This window comes from Capnocytophaga haemolytica, from assembly GCF_001553545.1.
Lineage (GTDB): Bacteria > Bacteroidota > Bacteroidia > Flavobacteriales > Flavobacteriaceae > Capnocytophaga > Capnocytophaga haemolytica.
The window spans coordinates 954,975-978,517 of record NZ_CP014227.1 but is presented as its reverse complement, the minus strand read 5'-3'; the positions used below and the strand labels follow the sequence as shown (position 1 = coordinate 978,517).

Below are 23,543 nucleotides of genomic sequence, written 5' to 3'. Positions count from 1 at the left end.
GTATCTTTGCCCCCTGAATAACAATTAATAGTAAAAATAGTCAATTATGAAATGGGAAGGTAGACGACAAAGTAGCAATGTAGAAGACCGTCGTGGGCTTCGTAGCACTGGCGGTAAAGTGATCGCTGGTGGAGGTGTCATCGGAGTAATCGTGCTGCTTCTACAGGTTTTCGGTGGAGAAACAGGACAGAACGTTGCCAACGTAGTCAATCAATTCAATCAGGGCGGAAGTCAGCAAGCTGTTGAGCAAGTAGAGCTTACCGCTGAACAAAAGAAAATAGGTCAATTCACTGCTACGGTGCTCGCCGACACCGAAGATGTGTGGACGCAACTCTTTGCTGAGAACGGCTATGGTACGTATCGCAAACCTAAGCTCGTGCTTTTCAGTCAGAGCGTTAATACAGGCTGCGGACAAGCATCGGCTGCAGTGGGGCCATTCTATTGCCCTGCTGACGAAAAGCTCTATATGGATATGGATTTCTTTGAAGAGCTCAAAACGCGCTTTGGGGCTAAAGGCGGCGATTTTGCCATTGCCTACGTAATGGCGCACGAAGTAGGGCACCACGTACAGAACCTTCTTGGCACTTCTACCAAAGTGCACAATGCCCAACAACGCCTTAGCAAAACAGAGGCAAATAAGCTATCAGTAGCACTGGAATTGCAAGCTGACTTCTACGCTGGGGTATTTGCCCATCACGACAAGAAATTCTTAGATGCTGACGATATCGACGAAGCGCTCAGTGCTGCCCAAGCTGTTGGCGACGACGCTATCCAAAAACGTATACAAGGACACGTAGTGCCTGATTCATTTACCCACGGCACCTCAGAACAACGCAAAAAGTGGTTTATGAAAGGCTACAACACAGGCGATATGAAACAAGGTAATACTTTCGACGGAATATAATGAATAAGCAAATCACCATAGAAGATTTAGGTAATCGCGATTACAAAGATACTTGGGATTACCAAGAGCAGCTCTTTGACAGCATTATTGAGATAAAGAGACGTAATCGCACCGAGAATACGGACTTTCCTACGCCGAATTACTTTCTTTTTGTAGAGCACCCACACGTGTATACCCTCGGGAAGAGTGGCGATATCCACAATTTGCTGGTCAGTGAGGAAGTTTTAGCACAAAAGGGTGCTAAATTCTACAAGATTAACCGCGGAGGCGATATCACCTATCACGGACCAGGACAGATTGTGGGGTATCCTATCTTAGATCTGGATAACTTCTTTACTGATATCCATAAGTACCTCCGCTACTTAGAAGAAACTATTATCCGTACACTTGCTGAATACGGTATCAAGGGAGAACGCAGTGCAGGTGAGACGGGTGTTTGGATCGATGTGGGCACACCCTTTGCCCGTAAGATCTGTGCTATGGGGGTGCGCTCTTCGCGCTGGGTTACGATGCACGGTTTTGCACTAAATGTCAATACTGATCTCGGCTACTTTGATAATATTATCCCTTGTGGCATTAGGGGGAAGGCTGTTACCTCTCTCAATGTGGAACTGGGACAAGCACAGGTAGATATAGCAGAAGTAAAGCAACACATCCTGAGACATTTCGCTATTCTATTTGGTGCCGAACTCACTTACAAATAATCACTTACCTTATAAATATTAAATCCTTATGAAGAGAAATGAGAATATCGTGCTGCTCTCAAAAGATCACCACTTTGGGCTACTCTGTGCGTGGAAAATCAATAAGGGGCTTAAAGACGGTATAAGCCCTGAACGCATTGCTACTTTCGTTAAATTCTATTGGGAGAACAACCAATGTAAACATTTTGAGGAAGAGGAACGGTACTTATTTCCTTACATTGACAATGAGCTGACAAGGCAGGCTTTAGCTGAGCATCAGCAGATGCGCGAGATGGTAGGAGTGATTATCAATCAGCACGATACTGAGGTGTTAGCACTCTTTGCAGAGCTGCTCAAAAGGCATATCCGCTATGAGGAGCGTGAACTCTTTCCTTATATGGAAGCCCATCTCAGTGATGCTACTTTGGAGGAAATAGGCAGAAACTTAGGCGCATCACATCACACCGAACGCGACGACTACAACGACCCTTTTTGGTTATAAGCCTTTATCCGATGGCGATCCGTTTGGGCTTCGTTTGTTTATCGTCAAAAATGCAATAAAAAGGCGGCTACCCTTGTGTGGGTAGCCGCCTTTTCTCTATAATATGAAAACATCTTCCTATATGGGGTATTCTTCCATTGGCTTCATCTTGAAGTCCTCCATAAACTTGGTGGTGTAGTTGCCTGCCAAGTAGTCTGGGTTTTCCATCAACTGCTGGTGGAAAGGAATTGTAGTCTTCACACCCTCTACGACGAATTCATCTAAGGCGCGCTTCATCTTGGCAATTGCCTCCTCACGCGTCTGAGCCGTGGTGATGAGCTTCGCAATCATCGAGTCATAGTTCGGCGGAATCACATAGCCGCTATATACGTGCGTATCCAAGCGTACGCCGTGCCCTCCTGGGGCGTGCAGCGTGGTGATCTTCCCTGGTGAAGGGCGGAAGTCGTTATAAGGGTCTTCCGCATTGATACGGCACTCAATTGCGTGGAGCTTAGGTGTATAGTTCTTCCCTGAGATAGGCACGCCTGCGGCTACGAGTATCTGCTCGCGTACGAGGTCGTAGTCAATCACCTGCTCGGTGATAGGGTGCTCCACCTGTATACGGGTGTTCATCTCCATAAAGTAGAAGTTGCGGTGCTTATCCACCAAGAACTCTACCGTACCAGCCCCCTCGTACTTGATGTATTCAGCCGCTTTTACGGCAGCCTCGCCCATACGTTTGCGCAGGTCGTCAGTCATAAAGGGCGAAGGTGTTTCCTCAGTGAGCTTTTGGTGGCGGCGCTGTATAGAGCAGTCGCGCTCAGAGAGGTGGCACGCTTTGCCATATTGGTCGCCAACGATCTGTATTTCAATATGGCGTGGCTCTTCGATGAGCTTTTCCATATACATCGCATCGTTGGCAAAGGCAGCCCCTGCCTCTTGTTGCGCATCTTCTAAGGCCTTTTGCAGATCTTCTTCTTTCCATACGGCGCGCATTCCCTTACCACCGCCCCCAGCCGTAGCTTTCAGCATCACAGGATAGCCGATTTCATTAGCCACCCTTTTGGCGTGGTCGAGCGACTCGATGAGCCCGTCTGAGCCGGGTACAGTAGGCACTCCAGCGGCTTTCATTGTCGCCTTGGCTGAGGCTTTATCGCCCATACGGTCGATCATCTCAGGTGATGCCCCGATGAACTTAATACCGTGCTCGGCGCATATCTTTGAGAATTTAGCATTCTCAGAGAGAAATCCGTAGCCTGGGTGTATGGCATCTGCATTGGTAATTTCAGCAGCTGCAATAATATTTGGTATCTTTAAATAAGAATCCTTACTCGCTGGTGGACCGATACATACCGCTTCGTCGGCAAAGCGCACGTGGAGGCTATCGGCATCGGCAGTGGAGTACACCGCTACCGACTTGATACCCATCTCTCTACACGTACGAATCACCCTGAGCGCAATCTCACCGCGATTCGCAATCAATATCTTTTTAAACATAATATTTTAGTTTTAGTAATCAGCACATAATAGCCCTCTAATCTCTGCTTTCTGACCTCTGACTCCTGATCTCTACTATGATGGATCTACTAAGAAGAGTGGCTGGTCGTACTCTACTGGAGAGGCATCATCCACCAAGATTTTCACCACTTTACCTGTAACTTCCGATTCTATTTCGTTAAACAATTTCATTGCCTCAATAATGCAGATCACGCTGCCTTTGGTGATGCTGCTCCCTACTTCCACTAATAGTGGCTTATCAGGACCAGGGCGGCGGTAGAAGGTGCCGATCATTGGCGATTTTACCACTACATACTTGCTGTCGTCCTCAGCAGGCGTTGCTTTGGTTTCAGCAGGCTGTACCTCTGCAGCGGGTGTAGGCGCAATCGCAGGGGCTGGTGCTACGGGCATTTGGTAAGGTTGCCCCGCAGGCACCTGCTGGATAAACACCTGCTCTTTGCCGCCTTCTTCGGGATTGGTTTTGATGGTGATCTTCACGTCCTCCATCTCGAGCTTCACCTCACTGGCACCCGACTTGGCAACAAATCTAATCAAATTCTGAATGTCTCTTAAATCCATACGTATATGTGTTTTATTCTTTTATCCTTTTATTTTATTACTCTTTACGCTCTACTCTCTGCTCATTACTTATTTCCCGTCATAAGCCCACTTCACATAGATAGCCCCCCAGGTGAAGCCTCCGCCAAAGGCAGTAAATATCACATTATCGCCTTTTTTCATCAGGTGCTCATAGTCGCTCATAGCCAAGATGAGTGTGCCCGAAGTGGTGTTGCCGTATTTCTCGATGTTCATCATCACTTTTTCAGGGGCAAGCCCAATGCGCTCGGCTGTAGCGTCGATGATGCGCTTATTGGCTTGGTGTGGGGTGAGCCATTGCAAGCTATCCTTGTCCAAGCCATTGCGTTTAAGCAGTTCCTCAGCCACATCTGCCATACCCGTTACGGCATATTTGAACACGCTTTTGCCGTCTTGGAAAACAAAGTGCTCTTTGTTCTTAGCGGTCTCTACCGTAGTAGGGCAAAGCGAGCCTCCTGCTTTAATATACAAGTAATTGCGCCCTACACCATCGCTTTTTAGGATCTCATCTTGCACGCCTAAGCCTTCGTAGTTAGGCTCAAAGAGTGCTGCCCCTGCACCGTCTCCAAAGATGATGCACGTAGCCCTATCGGTGTAGTCGATGATGGACGACATCTTATCTGCCCCTACCAAGAGCACTTTCTTATACCGCCCTGACTCGATGTACTTTGCTGCCATCGAAATGCCGAAGAGGAAGCTGCAACACGCCGCTTGCAAGTCGAAAGCGTAGGCATTGGTAGCCCCTATTTCACTTGCCACATACGGACCTGTGAGTGCCACAGGCATATCGGGGGTGGCAGTGGCTAATATGAGTAAGTCGATTTCCTTAGCATCGATGCCGCGCTTGCGCAGCACCTCATTGGCGGCTTGTATAGCCAAGAAGGAGGAGCCTTTGTTAGGGTCTTTCAGTATGCGGCGTTCTTTGATGCCTGTGCGGGTGTAAATCCACTCGTCATTGGTGTCTACCATCTGCTCTAACATAGCGTTAGTGAGCTTATCCTCAGGCACGTAACTGCCAATAGCCGTGATGGCTGCGGTGATTTTATTCATCGTAAATTCCTTTCTATTAAACACTTTTTAGTGTGTGTAGTGCTCCTAAAGAGGTACCATACACAAATATTTTGCAAAAGTACACAATTATTTTTTCCACACCAAAAAAAAGAACGTTTTTTTATGTGACAGGTGATTTTTTATGGTAAATGCGATGATAAGCAACCTCTTATCAAAGAGTTTTAAAAGGCTGAAAAGACTAAGGTTGAGCAGTTTCCACCGAAGCCAAAGGAGTTGGAGAGAACGTGGTGGAGTATTTTTTCTTTCAATTGTAATTCAGGGCGTATGTTTACTTCACTCATCGGAGTGGTGAAGTTCAAGTTAGGCCATATTAACCCTTCTCGCAGGGCTAAGATACTGTAAATAGCTTCCACTGCTGAGGCCACTGCCAAAGTATGTCCTGTATAGGCTTTTGTAGAGCTAAAAGGAGGCATTGTCGCCACACCAAAAATGCGCTCCAAGGCGTGACTTTCCGAAAGATCGTTGTTGATGGTTGCGGTGCCGTGGGCATTGACATAGTCGATCTGTGAGGGCTGTAAAGAAGAGGCTTGCAGGGCTTTCTGCATAGAGAGATAAGCTCCTTGTCCATCGCTTGAAGAGGCGGTTTGGTGATAAGCATCGTTGGCATTGCCCCAGCCTGAAAGCTCGGCGAGGATGGTTCTGCCATTTTTGCGAGCGCTCTCCTCAGTTTCCATCACCAGAAAAGCAGCTGCCTCACCCAAGTTGAGCCCTTTGCGGTGCTCATCAAAGGGAGTGCAGTCGGTATCGGAGAGGATCATCAGTGAGTGAAAGCCATTGATAGTGAACTTCGAGAGGGCATCTGCCCCACCTGCTAAGAGTACCTCAGCCCTACCCGTAAGCAAGAGATGAGCTGCCGTCATTATGGCATTGGCTGATGAGGAGCACGCCGTGCTTAGGCTGGTAACTACCTGTCTGAGCGCAAAGTAATCGGCAATTTGGTGGGTTACCTCGCCTATGTTGTGTGTTGCGATATAGCGCCTCAGGGGCACATTATCGGTATACTGGTAAAAATAGCGCTCGGTCATATCCATCCCGCCGACGCTCGAAGCCATTATCAAGCCTACCTCAGGGGTCTTTTTAGGGTCGATACCAGCACTTTTGAGTGCCTCATCGGCGGCGATGATCCCCAGTAGTGACGTGCGTGAGTGGCTATTGACCTCAGGCAAGCCTAAGCGCTGAATGAGTGCTCGATCAGTGTGCTTTATCTCGCCTACTTTTATTGTGTCTTTATGCAGGCTTTCGAAGTTTTCAAGGGTGCTGATGCTGCTATGGCGATGGATAAGGGCATCGAAATTCTCTTCGACAGTTTCACCTATCGAAGAGATTATTCCCATCCCTGTGATCACTACCTTTGCTGGCATTGTTATTTGGTTCTGTGAGCCTTGATATAGTCGGCCATTGTGCGGACAGACTGGAAGATTTCCTTGCCTTTCTTAGGGTCGTCCAAGCGGATACCGTAGTTTTTGTCCAAGAGCACAATAAGCTCTAAGGCGTCGATAGAATCGAGTGCTAAGCCAGTGCCGAATAGGGGCTCATCTTCATTGATATCCTCGGGCTTTACATCCTCTAAGTTAAGCACTTCGATAATTTTGTTTTTCAGTTCTAAAATAAGTGAATCCATTATATTTTTCTGTTAAAAATCCCAAATTACAGATTAAAACATAGCGATAGAAGTAGTTCATTTTTCAGTTACAACCCCCGCCTTTTAGGCTCCCCCTTCAAAGGGGGATTCTCCAAAGTAGGTTATAATTTATTAAAGAATTACTTTATAACCAAGGAACAGATTTCTAATGCAATGTTCGAGATATAAATTTCAGGCGGCAAAGGTACGACTTTTTTCGGAAATAAAAAGCAAATTCATTAAATTAATGTCGCTACTGCCTTATAGTCGCCTTCTAAGAAATCAACCCAAGCACAGAGTACGCGCTCAGCCAGCCCTCTTTGCAGTAGGAGGCTGCTGTACTGGGTAAAAAAATCCTCGGGGTAGGCATCGAATACAAAAAAGGCGTTCTCGGTGTGCAGCCCGTGGCGAATACTCACCTCACCTAAGCAGATGTTGGGCAGGGTGTATACGAATACGGCGGGACTGGGGTAGTAATTGTTTGGGTCGGCAATGCTGCGCTGGTGCCTAAGGTCGGTGTCTAAGCTGGCAGAGCGGTTGGCGAAGAGCAGTGCTACACCTTTCTTTTCCTCTGGGGGAGTGCTTGCAGGAGCACTTCGGCAGCTAAAAAAGCGAGCTTGCTGAGATTGTCCATCTTAAAGAATTTCGGGTAATCTACCTGCAAGAAATGTAACGCCTGCTTAGCAAAATCGGCAAATGACGCCCCGCCTTCCGCTGAGAATAGCTTTTCACCTTTGTAGGTGATTGCCCCTTTTTCTATTATACATTGTTCCATCTGATCACTTCTTGAGTATTGTTATCGTCCTCTTCTTTGTGCTTTTTCACCCAAAGATTATCTTTATTGACCTCAAAGGGCAGCTTGTGTTTGCGTTTGTAAATAACGGTATAGATAACCACTGAGGCAATAATGAGTGCATTGATATAAAGGTTGTGAAAACACATATAGAGCAGGTTTACCACCATTTGCACAAAGATGACTACCCAAATATTCATCTTCCACTCCACATACAGCCACGCGATCCAGAAGGTGTTAAGGAGGACGATTAGTAGGGTATCGGTAAATATATAGCCTACAAAGGCTGCTGTATGCCAGAGGGTTGTACCTGAATAGGAGGGGTGAGATAGGAAGAAGATAAATCCTATCACTGCTGGCACCAAAGCGATGATAAGCACTATGGGCAGTACGCCCAATCGGGTGTGTTGAAAGAGGTTTCTGAAGATAAACCCTTGGTCGATAATCGCATCAAGGAGGAGTGTCAAGAGGGTGAAAAACAGCAGTGATGGGCTTGTAAATATGTTCAAAAAGTCCAAAAAGATCATAAGCACATAGCGGCTTGCTAGTGAGAGGATAATTATCAGCAGCATAAAGGTGAACAGCGCCACCCAGCCTACACGTAAGCCTTGCCTTATATTACCTTGCAAGCCTATGTTGCGAGGGAAATCGGCTGCTTTGTCCAATAGCAAAGCTCCTACTGCGATCGGCAATGCCAACAGTAGGCTTACCAGAAACGAGGAGAGGTGGCTATCGCCTATATTGGCGGAAAGTACTTCCCAGAACTGCACATAGTACAGCTTAGAAAGCAGTACGTAAACTACGAAACTCACCAGTGTGATGAGTGCTTTTTTTGTTGAATTATTCATAACTTAATATATTTAGGGGTCAGGGGGCGGGGATCAGAGATCAGACACTGATAAGACCTGAGCCTTTGGTATTTTACTTACTGATGCTGTGCCAGCTTGCGTTACAACCCTTCAAAGGGGGAGGACGCTAGCGCTATACTTTTTACTATTTATTCTTTTCTTTATCCTTTACTATCTACTCTTTACTCTCTGATCTCTGACTACTGACTTCTAAAACCAAAGCGGTATTACTGCCACCGAAGCCTGAGGCTGTTTTTAGGAAATGGCGTCGGTTGGTTTTTTGGGTGGTGGTGAGCACGTTGATAGGCTCGCTGACGCCGAGGGTTTCGAAGCCGATACTTTTCAGGAGGAGACCTTGACGTAGGAGGGCTGCGGTAAGCACTGTCTCCAGCAAACCCGAGGCGCCGAGAGTATGCCCGAAATAGCCTTTATAGCTGTTGAGGGGCACGTGGGTGAGCCCTGCGCGTGCAAAGGCGATGCTTTCCATCTCGTCGTTGTAGAGGGTGCCCGTGCCGTGGGCGTTGATCAGCGCCAGTGCCTCGTGGGTGATGTTTGCCTGACGCATAGCGTTCTGCACGCTTTGGTAGAGTCCCTCGCCTGTGCGTGAGGGGCCTGAGATGTGGTTGGCATCGTTAATAGAACTGCTACCGAGTATTTTTGCTGAGGCGCCTTGGGGATTACGGGTGAGGTAGACTGCTGCTGCGGCCTCGCCCAAGGTGATGCCGTCGCGATGGGCGTCGTAAGGTTTGCAGGGCTGGGCACTGAGTGCTTGGAAGGAGGCAAAGCCTGAGAGGACGAACTCAGAAACCACGTCGCCTGCGAGTACTAAAGCGCTGTCGTAGATGCCTCCTTCGAGCAGCCTATCGGCTACTGAGAGTGCCATTGCCCCTGAGACGCAGGCGTTGGAGAGGACTATGGGCTGGGTGGTGATGCCGAGCCTATGGGCGAGGGTGTGTGCCAGATCGCTGAGGAAGGGTAAGGGCTGCGTGTGAGGGTTGGAAAGGTCGGTGATATTGCCTTTGGTGGTGGAGAGTACAAGGGCTGTCCGTTTGGTAACCGTTATGGCTTCGATCAGGGGGGAGGCACAGAGTAGGAGCATTTGCTCGAGCTTAGTGGCTGGCTGCTGATAGTGCGCGTGGTAATGCTGTTGTAGGGGCTGTGTGGGCACTACTGAAAGGGGGATGGGCTCGAGCTGCCCATAGCCTTGGTGGGGTGCAATAGCTGATTTTCCTCGTAGGAGTTCGGCGAGGGTGTGCTGCAGGTTGTGCCCTAATGGGGTTACTATATTATAGGTGTGTATGTATGCCATTGGGTGTTTTGTAATCTCATTGGGCAAAGGTACGACTTTTTTCTCAATGTGCATATACTTGAGTAGGAAATTTCACTTTATGAACAGGTATGCTCGGCTTATCAACAAAGTTATTAACAGGTGTACTTGATAAGTGTGCATAGGGGGCAAAAGGGGTGTATTTAGCGAGACAACTGTGTAATGATTTCGTATATTTTTTACACCTAAAATGTGTATTTACACAGGTTGTACACAGCTTACGGCATACTTATCAACAGGTTGTTAATATTTTATTTTATTGGTAATAAACGACTTAACAAAGTTATAAACAGTTGTTGATAAGTTTGGCACGATATTTTCTATATAGGTAATCGTAAGTTTGTAACTTGCAACTATGTGCATAATAATGAATGATTTTTTTAAAACAAAAAACGATTAGATTAGATTACTGAAAAAATTGCTTAAAAGAAACATTGTTAGATAAGAATCATTAAACAAAAGGTTAGAACTAAATTTCATTGAGCATTGTTGGGAAACAACGCATTTAATTAGAAACATTGCTAAGTTAATTAGAAATTAATTACTCAAAAATCATTTATTAAACTATTTAAAACAAATTACGTTAGTACAGGTTCCCCACAAGGGAACCTAACTAATGTTATAAGACTTCAAAACACACCAGTAAATAGTATTAATATGCAATTGAAGAAAGGCTTTCTGAAAAAGAAAGTCTTTTTTTATGTTTTTTATTAGTTTGTATGTAAATATTTTGTACCTTTGCACCTGCGTTGTGTTATTACGCTAACTCGAAATTAGTTATATTGCTAATAACCAACATTTTACTATTTTTAACAGATTAGATAATGACGACAGATCCAATTCTATTAGTTGAAGACGACGTGGTGTTTTCAAAGATGCTAAGTCGTTTTTTAGAACGTAACGGCTATAAAGTAGTGGTATGCTACACTTTGGAGGAGGCTCAGAAGAACCTTACCTCTAACTTGAAGATGGTTTTCACTGATTTGCGTTTGCCTGACGGCGATGGTATTGACTTCTTAAAGGAGGTTAAGGAGGCTTTGCCGCTGATCCCTGTGGTGGTGATGACCAGCTATGCTGAGGTTTCGACGGCTGTTGAGGCTATGAAGCTCGGTGCTTTTGATTATATCTCGAAGCCTTTCCAGCAGGAGGATGTGCTGAATGTGATTAAGAATGCTGAAAGTTCGACTAAGAGCCAGATGCAGCTGCCTACTGGAGGGAAGCCTGCTGACACGAGCAAGGCTGTGAAGGCACCGAGTATCAATGCGGATACGCCTTTCATTGAGGGGATTAGCCCTGCCTCGAAGAAGCTGACTGAGATTATCAACTTGGTGGCTCCGACGGATATGTCGGTGCTGATCACTGGGGAGAGTGGTACGGGTAAGGAAGTGGTGGCTAAGTCGATCCACTTGAAGAGTGAGCGCCGCGGTAAGCCTTTTATTGCGGTGGATTGTGGTGCGATCCCTAAGGAGATTGCGTCGAGTGAGTTCTTCGGACACGTAAAGGGATCGTTTACAGGGGCTATCACTGACAAGAAGGGTCATTTTGAGGAGGCTAATGGGGGGACTATTTTCCTTGATGAGGTGGGTAACCTGAGCTATGACAATCAGATACAGCTGCTGCGTGCTTTGCAGGAGCGCCGTATCAAACCTATAGGTAGCTCGAAGGAGATAGAGGTGGATATCCGTGTGCTGGCGGCTACGAATGAGGACTTGCTGGCGGCGGTGGAGAAAGGGCAGTTCCGTGAGGACTTGTATCACCGCTTAAATGAGTTCTCTATCAAGGTGCCATCGCTAGTAGAGCGCAAGGATGACTTGATGATCTTTGCGTCGTACTTCCTTGAGAAGGCTAATGAGAAGTTGCATAAGGATGTACAGGGCTTTACTGAGAAGGCGGTACAGAAGATGTTGCTTTACACTTGGGGGGGAATCTGCGCGAGCTCTCGAATACGATCAAGCGTGCGGCACTGCTTACCCAAGGTGACTATATCACTGAGAATGAACTTCCTGAACCTGTGATCAGCGAAACACGACACTTTCCTACTGAGCGCTTTACTTTCTCAACTAAAGAGAACGAAAAGGAGCTTATCATCAATGCGTTGCACGAGACTCAGAACAATAAGACTGAGGCGGCGAAGCTGTTGGGCTTCACGCGTAAAACACTCTATAACAAACTGAAGGCTTATAATATTGACCCGATGAATAGTTGATCCGTTAGGGAACAGAGAGCAGGGGTCAGAGAGTAGAGCTGAGTATAAGAGATAGGGCTATCCGTGTGGGTAGCCTTTTTTTTGTTGAAGGCTATCTTCAAAAGCCTGTTGATAACTTCGGGGTTAGAGAAAACTTGAATATGTTCATAACTTTTTGTAAAAATATTTGCAAGCAAAGCGGGAAAGGCTTACCTTTGCACTCGCAATTCAGATACGCTTAAGAGCGTGAAGACAGTTATGAAACAGAACCAAAGAATCGCTATATTAGGCGGCGGCGAAAGCGGTGTAGGTACGGCTATCTTAGCTAAGAAGGAGGGCTGGGAGGTGTTCCTTTCCGACAAAGGCAAGCTGCAAGAGCATTACCGCGAGGTGCTTATACGTGAAGATATTCCCTTTGAGGCAGGGCAACACACTGAGGAGCTGATACTCAGTGCGGACTGCATAATGAAAAGCCCCGGTATCCCTGAGAAGGCGCCTATCGTGAAGAAGGCTCTCGAGAAGGAAATCCCTGTGATCTCGGAGATTGAGTTTGCCAGTGCTTATACCCATCATACGCTTATCGGCATCACTGGTAGTAATGGCAAGACTACCACTACGCTACTGACCTATCACCTGCTAAAGGAAGCGGGGCTCAATGTGGGGCTTGGTGGTAATATTGGCTATAGCTTTGCTGAGCTGGTAGCAACACACGACCCTGACTATTACGTATTGGAAATCAGCAGTTTTCAACTTGATGGTGTAGAGAGACAATTTGCCCCTCACATTGCGGTGATCGTCAATATTACTCCCGACCATTTAGACAGATACGACTATAAATTTGAGAATTATATAGCTTCGAAGTTCCGCATTGCACAGAACCAAACGGAGCGTGATTACCTGATCTACGATGCGGACGACCCTGTGATTGCTGAGTACCTCACTAAGCATTCTCTTCGACCGAAACTCATTCCTTTTTCTATTGAAAAGACGCTTAAAGAAGGTGCTTACTTAAAAGATAATAAAATACACATTATGATAGAGAATCAAGAGACAGAAATAGCCGTAGAGACCATTCCCCTCAAAGGGAAGCACAACCTGAAGAACACGATGGCTTCGTTAATGGTGGCGCGCTTGGTCAATATCCGTAATGAGGCGATGCGCGAGAGCCTGAAGGGCTTCAAAGGGGCACCACATCGCCTTGAAGAAGTGCGCAGCCTCAGGGGCGTTACTTACGTGAACGACTCGAAGGCTACAAATATCAACTCGGTGTACTTTGCCTTGGATACGATCAAGACGCCTATCGTGTGGATCGTCGGTGGGCAGGATAAGGGCAACGATTACAGCGTGCTTTTGCCTTATATTCACGAAAAGGTAAGGGCTATTGTATGCTTAGGGGTGGATAATCGCCCGATATTGGCATCGTTTGAGAATGTGGTTGATGATATCGTCGAGACGCGTTCGATGGCTGATGCGGTGCGAGCTGCGGAGCGATTTGCTCATAAGGGGGATACGGTGCTTTTATCGCCTGCTTGTGCGAGCTTTGACCTTTTTAAGAACTACGAGGATAGGGGCGACCAGTTCAGAGATGAAGTAAACAAATTATAGGCGTATGCGGGAGTGGTTTGTGCGAAATATAAAAGGCGACAGAACGGTTTGGGCAATCATCGGGATGTTCACCTTGTGTTCTTTCTTGGCTATTTATAGTGCAAGCACTAACTTAGTGTACGTGATCGGTAAGGGCACCTCTTTTGGGTACCTTCTTAGGCATAGTGTGTATATTACCTTAGGCTTTTTCACGCTCTACATCGTTCATAAAATACCTTACCGTTTCTTCCGCCCTATCTCAAAATTAGGCTTAATTCTCTCGGTGCTGATGCTCATTTTTGCGACCATACGCGGTACTACCATCGAGGGGGCTAATGCGAGTCGGTGGATATCGCTTTTGGGGGTATCGTTTCAGCCTTCAGCCTTTGCCTTGGTAATGCTGATGGCGTATGTGGCTTCTTATCTTGCTGAGAATTACGGCAAGAAGCTCACTTTTAGCGAGACAATTTTGCCACTATGGCTGCCCGTAGGTGCGGTAGCGGGCTTAGTGTTGCTTTCAAACCTCTCAACTGCGCTATTGATGGTTGCCTCAGTGCTCACCTTGGCTTTCATTGCGCGTTTTCCTATTAAATACATACTTTCAGTCATTGGTATTGGGGTGCTTTTTCTGGGGATTTTTTTCCTTTTAGTGAAGGCTTTTCCTGATGCTTTTCCCAACCGTGTGGATACGTGGATGAGTCGTATTGAATCCTTTATGGATAAGGATGACGGCAAGGAGGGTTACCAGATTGAGCGTGCTAAGATGGCCATTGCTAAAGGAGGGCTGCTGGGTGAAGGTGCGGGCAAAAGCCGTATGAAAAACTTTCTTCCACAGAGTTCTTCCGACTTTATTTACGCTATCATCACCGAGGAGTACGGTTCTGTTGGGGCGCTTTTGGTGATGTTCCTCTATATACTATTGCTTTTTCGCATTGTGGTCATCTCACAGAAAGCGCCTACTATCTATGGGCAGCTATTGGTGCTGGGGCTTGGTTTCCCGATTATTATGCAAGCGCTCATCAATATGGGGGTAGCGGTGGAGCTCTTCCCTATTACGGGGCAAAACCTACCGCTAATTAGTAGTGGGGGTACGTCGGTATGGATGACGTGCTTGGCACTAGGGTGCATTCTCTCGGTAAGCGCTACCAAACGCAAGGACGGTAAAATGGAAGTGGATAAGAATGTAGCTGAGGTGGAAGAGGAATTGGCAGAAGGTATTATGGAAGAAATCGCAAAACAGAAAAAGCCTAAGAAAGCCTGAGTGACACTTTAAAAGGTTTATTACCAGTCATTAGCAGGGGATTTAGGAAGATGGGGAAAGCAGTGGTGAAGTAAAAATATAAAGTTTTTTGTGAAATTATTTGCAGATTAAAAAAATAGCTGTACCTTTGCAGCCGAAATCAAAGAAAGAAGCCTGAGTGGCGGAATTGGTAGACGCGCACGACTCAAACTCGTGTTCTTCGGAGTGAGGGTTCGATTCCCTCCTCAGGTACAAAAAAGAGGCTGTCCAAATATCTTGGACAGCCTCTTTTTATGGGTTCGGTTCGATACGGCTTCGTTATCGGTTCGTTCGTAGGAGCTGCGATTTATGAAGCCAATTGTAGAGCCGATTTATTGAGCTTCTCTTGGGCATAAGCACGGGTTACCACGAGCTTCTTTTCGTCAGTGCTAGGAAGTTCAAACATCGCATCGGTGAGGATATTTTCACAAAGCGACCTGAGCCCACGCGCACCGAGCTTGTATTCTAACGCCTTTTCGACAATAAAATCAAGTGCCTCTTCGTCAATTTCAAAGTCTATACCATCCATCTCGAAGAGCTTCTTGTACTGCTTGATAATCGCATTCTTAGGCTCGGTGAGGATCATTCGCAGCGTATGGCGGTCGAGCGGATTCATATAGGTAAGCACAGGCAATCGCCCGATAATCTCAGGGATAAGCCCAAAATCCTTCAAGTCCTTCGGAATAATGTACTGTACGAGATTGTGTCTATCCACGTGGTCAACTTTTGAAGAATTATAGCCCACTGCCTGCATATTCATACGCCTTGAAATAATGCGCTCAATGCCGTCGAAGGCTCCCCCAGCGATGAAAAGAATGTGCTCAGTGTTCACCTTGACATACTCTTGGTCGGGGTGCTTGCGCCCGCCCTTCGGAGGTACATTGACCACAGAGCCTTCCAAGAGTTTGAGTAAACCTTGCTGCACCCCTTCTCCCGAAACATCGCGGGTGATAGAAGGGTTATCGCTTTTGCGGGCTATCTTATCAATCTCATCGATGAAAACGATACCGCGCTCAGCTTTTGTCACATCGTAGTTAGCGGCTTGCAATAGGCGTGAGAGGATACTTTCGACATCCTCACCCACGTAGCCTGCCTCGGTGAGCACCGTAGCATCAACGATAGCCAGCGGCACGTTGAGCAACTTAGCGATGGTTTTAGCCACGAGGGTCTTGCCTGTACCTGTTTCGCCCACAATGATCACATTGCTCTTTTGGATCTCGACATTGTCGTCGCTTTCAGGCTGTGCCAAGCGCTTGTAGTGGTTGTAGACCGCCACTGAGAGTATCTTTTTGGTAAAATCTTGTCCGATGACGTATTGATCGAGAAAAGCTTTGATCTCCTGTGGCTTTTTAAGAGTGATATCGCCGTTAGCTGTTGCTTCTTCCTTAGGGGAATGGGCTGCAATCTGCTGATGGAGAATGCCGTAAGCCTGCTCAATGCAGTAATTACATATCCGAGCTTCCTCACTGGTAATCATCAGCAAAGTGTCATCGGCAGTGCGACCGCAGAAGGAACAATATTCTATGGGAGTTTTCTTTGCCATTATTTACGTTCTAATACCTCGTCGATCATACCATAAGTCTTTGCCTCACTGGCTATCATCCAATAGTCGCGCTCGGCATCTTTATATACCTTATCAAAGGGTTGCTCACTGTGCTTTGCGATGATCTGATAGAGTTCATCTTTGAGGTTAAGCAACTCTTTGAGGTTGATTTCCATATCGGTAGCCACTCCTTGTGCTCCTCCTGAGGGTTGGTGTATCATCACGCGGGAGTGTGGCAGTGCTGAGCGTTTTCCTTTAACCCCTGCACAGAGGAGTACTGCTGCCATTGAGGCTGCCATTCCTGTACAGATCGTCGCCACGTCGGGCTTTATAAACTGCATCGTATCATAGATACCCAAGCCTGCATAGACACTTCCCCCAGGTGAATTGATGTATATCTGAATATCCTTACTACTGTCAAGGCTTTCAAGGAAAAGGAGTTGTGCTGTGATGATATTCGCCACAGCATCATCGACTGCGGTACCGAGGAAGATAATGCGGTCCATCATCAGGCGTGAGAAGACGTCCATCTGAGTGACATTCATCTGGCGTTCTTCCATAATATAAGGGGTCATACTACCTACTATTTGCTGATAATAGGTATTGCTTACCCCGTGATGCTTTGTAGCGTATTTTCTAAATTCGTCGTGTAAATTCATAAGTTATTATATTTAAGATTCCCTCGTCCCGCTGCCCCAAAGGGGCAGCGGGACGAGGCTTATAAAGTTGTTTTTCTCACTTGTAAGTTCTTGCTTCTTATGCCTCTTCGTGAGGGAAAGCAGCCTTTACGAACTCATCAAAGGTTACCTTTTTAAGATTGATATGAGCGTTCTCCTTGTAGAAGTCTAACAGCTTTTGGAATACCAACTGCTGGTTGAGACGCTGTACCTCCTCACGATTTTGTAATACACGCTTTACAATGCCTTCGACATACTGCTCATCATCAGTAGGCATACCGTATTGCAGCAACTGATTCTTAATATTGGTATGTGCATAAGCCATTAGCTCGTCGTAAGTAGGGTTCAAGTTGTTATCCGATAATATTTTACCTTCTATAAGCTGATAGCGCAAGCCCTTCTCTGAACTCTCAAATTCCTTATCTGCTTCCTCCTCGCTCAGCTCTTTTTCTCCTGCTGTGCGCAACCATTTCTTCAAGAATGCCACAGGCAGATCAAACTTAGTGTTATCGACCAGATAATCGGTTACCTCATTGAGGAAGTGTTGATCTGCTTGGCTTCCGTATTGAACCGTTATATTCTCTCTTATTTTCTCGCGCAACTGCTCCTCTGAGGTCACTTCACCTGCAGGGAAAAGCTTATCAAAAAGCTCTTGGTTGAACTCTGCTGCCTCACGCACATTGATTTCCTCTAAGGTAAAAGTTACCTCCACATCAAGGTGGTGTGCCTCATCGTGCGATACTTTTAAGTAATGCATCAAGCTGTGAGCGTCTGAAAATAAGTCTTTAGTTTTTAGCTGCCACTGATCGCCTATCTTCTTGCCTATAAAGCTCTTGCGGCTCTTCTTAGAGAGCTCATTGAGGGTAAAAGTGGCCTGAGCATCAATATTTTTTTCCTCGTTGAAGAACGAACCTGTGATCTCCAAGTCGTCTTGGTCAAGCACCTCACCCTTAGCGATGAGCTTGCCAAACTGCTTACCGATGCGCTCTATCTGTGCGTCGACCTGTGCGTCATCTACTGTGATTTCATAACGCACCAAGCCTTTCTTAGGCTTCAAATCTATGTTGATTTCGGGTACCAGCCCAAGCTCAAAGTCAAAGGTATAGTCGTCGGCATTCTCATCAAAAGCGTTCTTTTCGACAGGCAGTGGGTTGCCCAAGTACTCGACCTTCTCATCAGCTAAGTACTTGCCTAAGCTATCTTGTAACAATTTGTTGATCTCGTCAAACTTCACTGCCGAACCATACTGCTTCTTAATCATACCCGCAGGTACGTGTCCCTTTCTAAACCCAGGTATATTTGCAGTTTTTCTGTAATTATTGAGCACTTTCTCTACTTTATCAGCGTAATCGCTCTTCTCAATCGCCACTGTTACAACAGCGTTCAAGGCATCGGTTTGCTTCCTTGTGATATTCATTTTCTTAAATATTTGTGTCTATTTTTTTTCAGCGGGCAAAGGTACAACTTTTTATCGAAGTACAAAAATATTTTATACTTTTTAAAAAGCAGCAAGCAGAAGTTACTATTCCGCATCTATCAGAAAAACACCTCTCTACATCTCTACAAAAGGCACCTGATCGCTAAAAATCTCTAAGAGTAACGCACGCGTTTGCTCCCAGTACTGAGCGAGGATAGCACTGTCAACTATGTAATTATTAGGCGCTTGCTTATAATCCTCCGCACTCTTATCTTTCTTGGTATAAAACCTGAGCAACCCCTGATTCAGTCGCTTGAACGAGATATTCCCCACCGTGAGATCCTCCTGCACTGCAAAAGTCTTTCTGTACATATAGGCATAGGTAAGCAGCTGGAACGCCTTGCTGTACTTCACGTCTTTGAGCAGCAGCTCCCACTTATCTGCATCGGTGATCCCCACGTCGCTACTCTCTACCACACCCGTCTTATAATCAATGATATGCAGTACACCATCGCGCCTATCCACACGGTCGACGATCCCCCTGAGGTTCACCTCAAAAGGAAAGCCATCTGCCTGCGTACCCAACGGCACTTTGAGCCCTTTTTCCAGATAAAGCACCTCAATACGCTCACGCTTCACCTGCTCGCATTCCATATCTAAAAAACGGTGTAAATACTTATCTATTACATTGAGAATAAGCAAGTTTTTTCCAGTCTTAAAGTCCGCATTGTGGTACTCCTCCTCAAAGAAATGCTCAATGAGCCGCTCAGTCTTCAATCGCTTTCGCATCTCGTGGATATCCCCCTCAGTAAGGTATCGCGGCTGCCCACTGCCCTGCTGCGAAAGATAAGGCTTGTACAAGCTCTCCAGTGTGCTGTGCATTATTTTGCCAAACGTGCGCGCCTCAACTGTCTCCTCAACGCTGTCCTCTTCGTATACCTCTAAGAGGTTTTGCTGGTAAAAAATCATCGGGTTGCGTACGTAGTTCGTTATTGCCGAAGGTGATAACCCCTTCTCAGCCATCTCTTTAAGCCGCTCCATCACCGCAGCCGTTTTGACTACTTCGAGCTTTTGAGCCCCCACAGGATACACCTCAGGCACCTTCACCTGCACCCAATCTTCCTTATGCGCCTCGGAAATGCGCCCCCGCTCAGTGAGCAACTGCAATATAAACCGACTTCGTTCCTTACTCTTCAAGCTATCCGTCTCAGTATCATAGAGTAAGTGTACCTTACGCGCCCGCTGCAAAAGGCGGTAGAACGTATAGCTATACACCGCATCACGTCCTTTAGCTGTAAAAAGATCGAGCTCCATACGCACATCGTAAGGGATGAACGAGTTTCCACTTTTTCCTTTGGGAAGAATTCCCTCATTAAGTGAGGTAATAATCACATTATCAAAGTCTAAACTCCTACTTTCAAACAAGCCCATTATCTGCAATCCTTCAAGCGGCTCGCCTACAAATTGCAGCTGATCTTTTTGCAGAACCTCCAAAAAGAAGTGATATAGCGTCTTTACCGTATCAATCATCCGATACGTGTGTTGCAAAGCCTTGAGTTGCTCAAAAAGCTCATAAAAACGATATAAACTCTCAAGGGTAATCTTATGTGGAAGCGCCTCAGCAGCCACCTGCTCCCTAATCGCCTCGGCAAGCGCCATTGCATTATTGATCAAGGTAGAGATAAAGTCACCATCCTTTTCAGGAAAGAGTAGCACAACACTCTCTTGCACAAGCCCTTCTGTAGCCTCCAACAACTGATGGCGGGTCACATAGCTGTAATTATGCGCATTGATATACCCCGTGATCGCCCTGACCACCTCGCCCCCAAGAAGGTTGTACACAAACGGCTGGGTGATCAGCCCCAGCACATCCTTATAGTAAAACCGCCCTGTGAGATGCAACCTAAAATAGGAAGCGAACACGTCACGGATCGGTAACTGTTCCAATGGGTAGCCCATCGTGATGTTCACCAAGGAAAGTGGCTGCACTGTCCGCATCAGCTCAGAACGCAAGCGCGCATTGGGTACCACCAAAACCGTCTTCTCGAGCGCTGTAAAGGTTTTCCCTTTTAAAAGGGCGAGCACCTCTGCAAGTTTTTTGTCTTTTGTATCAATGTATTCCTTAGAAGCGTCTTTCATCTCAGGCTCCTTCTCAACTACTGATACACTGAGTGATAGCAACGGCATCACCGCTTCTAATACAGGCAAAAGCAGTTGTTCATCACCCAGCACAATAGCAGTGCGCTCCAGCGAGGCAATAGTGGTGGTTTCCTTAGGAAGAAGTTCAGGTAAAATCTCGGCTATACAGTGCGCCTGATTGATGCTTTTCGGCACCCCTGTGATATGTATTTCTTTATTGTTCTTGTAGTTATCGCTTTCCCACTTAAAGCTGCGCCTACCCATCAGGTAAGCGTCCCAGCCTTTGTACTTGCGAATAAAATAACCCGCATCGTGCTCTTTATCTTTGAGAAAATAAGTGTCTATATCCCAGTAAATCTCACCGCGAAGTGTGTCTAATATATTGATGATGAGCTTTCTCTCTGCTTTAGTAAGCGCATTGAAGCCCACGAAGATAAATATTTTGTCCTTGTTCTCACGCAAGAAAGGATCGATAGCCTCATTAGCCTTGCGTGCGATAAATCCCTTGTAAGCCTGTCTCCTCGTGGTGAGCTTCTCCTCAAAAGCGTGGTAATAGCTCCCCAGTTCCTTCCAAAACTGCAAATATTCCTGCTGCATCGCAGTGAGCTCATCCGCACCCGACCAGTGCTCTGCTTCTTTGAGCAACTGCATATAAGGGAATATACGCTCAGGAAGCACTAAGTTCTCATCAATCTCGTTGAAATCTTGCAGCGTGGTACTGCCCCACGAAAGAAATTCCTCAAAGGTGTTGGGTTCTTCGCCTGACTGCTCTTTTACAGTGCGATAGCTGTCGTAAAACTCAAAGAGCAGCGGTAAAGGCTCCATCTCCTCAAATCCTGAAATACGCTCAAAAAGCTCACTGATACTTACAAAAGTAGGCGCAAAGACGGTCCCTCGTACCTGTTGTGCGAAGTAATTGCGTAAAAACACAATCGAGCGCTTATTAGTGGTGACAAACACAAGGTGCTCTTCCTCACTGCTAAACTGCTCTAAAACATCGGTAATAACCTCTTCTAAGTAATTCATTTTATATCAGTAATCAGAAGTAAGAGATCAGTAATCAGTATTTTAGGAATATGTGTTACTCTCTAAACACTAATCATTCAACTTCAACACTGCCATAAACGCACTTTGCGGTATCTCCACATTGCCCACTTGGCGCATACGCTTCTTCCCTGCCTTTTGCTTTTCCAAGAGCTTGCGCTTACGCGAGATGTCGCCCCCGTAACACTTGGCAGTAACGTCCTTGCGCAAGGCTTTGATAGTCTCCCGCGAGATGATCTTTGCCCCAATAGCCGCTTGTATGGGTATGTCGAACTGCTGACGCGGAATGAGTTCGCGCAGCTTCTCACACATCTTCTTGCCGATGTTGTAAGCGTTGTCGGCGTGTATGAGTGCCGAAAGCGCATCGACAGAGTTGGCATTGATAAGGATATCTACCTTCACCAAGTTGGACGCCCGCATCCCAATAGGCGAGTAGTCAAACGAAGCATAGCCCTTGGAGACGGTCTTTAAGCGATCGTAAAAGTCGAAGACAATTTCCGCCAGCGGCATATCAAATGACAGCTCCACACGCTCAGGGGTGAGGTAGTGCTGGTTGGTGATCTGCCCACGCTTCTCAATACAAAGACTCATCACTTGCCCTACAAAATCCGACTTCGTGATGATGCTCGCCTTGATATACGGCTCCTCAACTCTATCCAACTTCGAAGGGTCGGGCAGGTCGGAAGGGTTGTTTACTACAATCACCTTCTCGGGTTCTTTCTTGGTAAAAGCGTGGTAACTCACGTTGGGTACGGTGGTGATCACCGTCATACCAAACTCGCGTTCCAGTCGCTCTTGCACGATCTCTAAGTGTAGCATACCGAGGAAACCGCAACGGAAGCCAAAGCCTAAGGCTGCCGAACTCTCAGGGGTAAACACCAGCGAGGCATCGTTGAGTTGCAACTTCTCCATTGAGGCACGCAACTCTTCGTAATCTTCGGTATCTACGGGATAAATCCCCGCAAAGACCATCGGCTTTACGTTCTCAAAGCCATCAATCGCCTCTGCACAACCATCAACGGCTGAGGTAATCGTGTCGCCCACTTTCACCTCGCGCGCATCTTTAATCCCCGTGATGAGGTAACCCACATCGCCTGCCGAAATCACCTGCTTAGGCACTTGATTGAGTTTTAAGGTGCCCACCTCATCGGCATCGTATACCTTGCCATTGCTCATAAACTTGATCTTCTGCCCTTTGCGTATCTCACCATTCATCACACGGAAGTAAGTCTCCACCCCACGGAAGGAGTTGTACACCGAGTCGAAAATGAGGGCTTGCAGCGGAGCCTTTGGGTCGCCCTTAGGGGCAGGAATACGCTCAATAATAGCTGCTAATATATCCTCCACACCCAAGCCCGTCTTGCCGCTGGCAGGGATAATATCCTCAGGCGAGCAGCCAAGCAAATCGACAATATCGTCCTTCACCTCCTCAGGGTTCGCGCTGGGTAAGTCTATTTTGTTGAGTACGGGTATAATCTCCAAGTCGTTCTCCAACGCCAAATAGAGGTTAGAGATGGTCTGCGCCTGAATGCTCTGTGCGGCATCAACGATGAGCAGTGCCCCCTCGCAAGCAGCAATGGAGCGCGACACCTCGTACGAGAAATCCACGTGGCCAGGCGTATCGATAAGGTTCAGGATGTAGGTCTCGCCCTTATAGGTGTATTCCATCTGTATGGCGTGGCTCTTGATAGTGATACCGCGCTCGCGCTCGAGGTCCATATTGTCGAGCAATTGGTCTTGCTTCTCGCGTTCGGTAACCGAGTTGGTAAAATCGAGCAAGCGGTCAGCCAAGGTACTCTTGCCGTGGTCGATATGGGCTATAATGCAAAAATTACGAATATGCTTCATTTATC

At 46.7% G+C, this 23,543-nt stretch carries 17 protein-coding genes, 1 tRNA gene and 2 pseudogenes; 7 read left to right on the top strand and 13 right to left on the bottom strand.

The features are described from left to right. Positions 1-46: 46 nt before the first annotated feature. Genes ypfJ through AXF12_RS04375 form a run of 3 tightly spaced genes read left to right on the top strand, consistent with a single transcriptional unit; the run spans position 47 to position 2,089 of the window. A complete protein-coding gene (gene ypfJ, locus AXF12_RS04385) occupies positions 47-904 on the top strand; it encodes a KPN_02809 family neutral zinc metallopeptidase (protein WP_066428650.1) in 858 nt (285 codons plus the stop codon). Next, entirely contained in the window at positions 904-1,608 is a 705-nt protein-coding gene (lipB, locus tag AXF12_RS04380; protein WP_066428648.1) for a lipoyl(octanoyl) transferase LipB, read from the top strand. The genes ypfJ and lipB overlap by 1 nt, the downstream gene beginning before the upstream one ends. A gap of 28 nt (positions 1,609-1,636) precedes the next feature. Then, positions 1,637-2,089 carry a hemerythrin domain-containing protein gene (locus tag AXF12_RS04375; protein WP_066428647.1) on the top strand — a complete coding sequence of 151 codons (453 nt, stop codon included), beginning with the start codon at positions 1,637-1,639 and terminating at the stop codon, positions 2,087-2,089. Positions 2,090-2,206: 117 nt separating this feature from the next. On the opposite strand, the gene accC is transcribed toward AXF12_RS04375, so the two are convergent. From accC to AXF12_RS04335, 8 genes and pseudogenes are all read right to left on the bottom strand, one after another. Continuing rightward, a complete protein-coding gene (gene accC / locus AXF12_RS04370; protein ID WP_066428645.1) occupies positions 2,207-3,565 on the bottom strand; it encodes an acetyl-CoA carboxylase biotin carboxylase subunit in 1,359 nt (452 codons plus the stop codon). A 75-nt stretch (positions 3,566-3,640) separates the two neighbouring features. After that, positions 3,641-4,144 (bottom strand): acetyl-CoA carboxylase biotin carboxyl carrier protein, encoded by a 504-nt coding sequence (gene accB / locus AXF12_RS04365; RefSeq protein ID WP_066428644.1) that lies wholly within the window; start codon positions 4,142-4,144, stop codon positions 3,641-3,643. Between the two features lie 69 nt (positions 4,145-4,213). Continuing rightward, on the bottom strand, positions 4,214-5,212 hold the full coding sequence (locus AXF12_RS04360) for a beta-ketoacyl-ACP synthase III (RefSeq protein WP_066428640.1): 999 nt from the start codon (positions 5,210-5,212) through the stop codon (positions 4,214-4,216). A 182-nt stretch (positions 5,213-5,394) separates the two neighbouring features. Then, the gene (locus tag AXF12_RS04355) at positions 5,395-6,594 is read right to left on the bottom strand and encodes a beta-ketoacyl-[acyl-carrier-protein] synthase family protein (protein WP_066428635.1); all 1,200 of its coding nucleotides are present in this window, start codon (positions 6,592-6,594) and stop codon (positions 5,395-5,397) included. A gap of 2 nt (positions 6,595-6,596) precedes the next feature. Beyond that, entirely contained in the window at positions 6,597-6,854 is a 258-nt protein-coding gene (locus AXF12_RS04350) for a phosphopantetheine-binding protein (RefSeq protein WP_066428632.1), read from the bottom strand. Between the two features lie 239 nt (positions 6,855-7,093). After that, positions 7,094-7,629, bottom strand: a pseudogene (locus tag AXF12_RS04345) (3-oxoacyl-ACP synthase). Continuing rightward, on the bottom strand, positions 7,614-8,495 hold the full coding sequence (locus tag AXF12_RS04340; RefSeq protein WP_066428631.1) for a hypothetical protein: 882 nt from the start codon (positions 8,493-8,495) through the stop codon (positions 7,614-7,616). The pseudogene AXF12_RS04345 and the gene AXF12_RS04340 overlap by 16 nt, the downstream one beginning before the upstream one ends. A 175-nt stretch (positions 8,496-8,670) precedes the next feature. Further along, on the bottom strand, positions 8,671-9,804 hold the full coding sequence (locus tag AXF12_RS04335; protein WP_066428630.1) for a beta-ketoacyl synthase N-terminal-like domain-containing protein: 1,134 nt from the start codon (positions 9,802-9,804) through the stop codon (positions 8,671-8,673). An 842-nt stretch (positions 9,805-10,646) separates the two neighbouring features. Between AXF12_RS04335 and AXF12_RS04330 the strand changes: the two are divergent. From AXF12_RS04330 to AXF12_RS04315, 4 genes and pseudogenes are all read left to right on the top strand, one after another. Next, positions 10,647-12,028: pseudogene (locus AXF12_RS04330) on the top strand (sigma-54-dependent transcriptional regulator). A 237-nt stretch (positions 12,029-12,265) separates the two neighbouring features. Beyond that, positions 12,266-13,612, top strand: coding sequence for a UDP-N-acetylmuramoyl-L-alanine--D-glutamate ligase (gene murD, locus AXF12_RS04325; RefSeq protein ID WP_066431767.1), 1,347 nt, complete (start codon positions 12,266-12,268; stop codon positions 13,610-13,612). A 4-nt stretch (positions 13,613-13,616) separates the two neighbouring features. Further along, positions 13,617-14,852, top strand: a complete 1,236-nt coding sequence (locus AXF12_RS04320; RefSeq protein ID WP_066428629.1) for an FtsW/RodA/SpoVE family cell cycle protein — start codon at positions 13,617-13,619, stop codon at positions 14,850-14,852. A gap of 151 nt (positions 14,853-15,003) precedes the next feature. Further along, positions 15,004-15,083: transfer RNA gene (locus AXF12_RS04315), tRNA-Leu, on the top strand. 94 nt (positions 15,084-15,177) lie between these two features. Here the strand turns inward: AXF12_RS04315 and clpX are convergent. The 5 genes from clpX to lepA form a co-directional block, all read right to left on the bottom strand. After that, a complete protein-coding gene (clpX, locus tag AXF12_RS04310; protein WP_066428628.1) occupies positions 15,178-16,413 on the bottom strand; it encodes an ATP-dependent Clp protease ATP-binding subunit ClpX in 1,236 nt (411 codons plus the stop codon). Further along, a complete protein-coding gene (gene clpP, locus AXF12_RS04305; protein ID WP_066428626.1) occupies positions 16,413-17,072 on the bottom strand; it encodes an ATP-dependent Clp endopeptidase proteolytic subunit ClpP in 660 nt (219 codons plus the stop codon). Before clpP ends, clpX begins: the two co-directional genes overlap by 1 nt. 97 nt (positions 17,073-17,169) lie before the next feature. Then, positions 17,170-18,507, bottom strand: a complete 1,338-nt coding sequence (gene tig, locus AXF12_RS04300) for a trigger factor (protein WP_066428624.1) — start codon at positions 18,505-18,507, stop codon at positions 17,170-17,172. A 135-nt stretch (positions 18,508-18,642) separates the two neighbouring features. Continuing rightward, positions 18,643-21,672, bottom strand: coding sequence for a PD-(D/E)XK nuclease family protein (locus AXF12_RS04295; protein WP_066428620.1), 3,030 nt, complete (start codon positions 21,670-21,672; stop codon positions 18,643-18,645). A gap of 69 nt (positions 21,673-21,741) precedes the next feature. Beyond that, the gene (gene lepA, locus AXF12_RS04290; protein ID WP_066428619.1) at positions 21,742-23,538 is read right to left on the bottom strand and encodes a translation elongation factor 4; all 1,797 of its coding nucleotides are present in this window, start codon (positions 23,536-23,538) and stop codon (positions 21,742-21,744) included. Between the last annotated feature and the right edge of the window lie 5 nt (positions 23,539-23,543).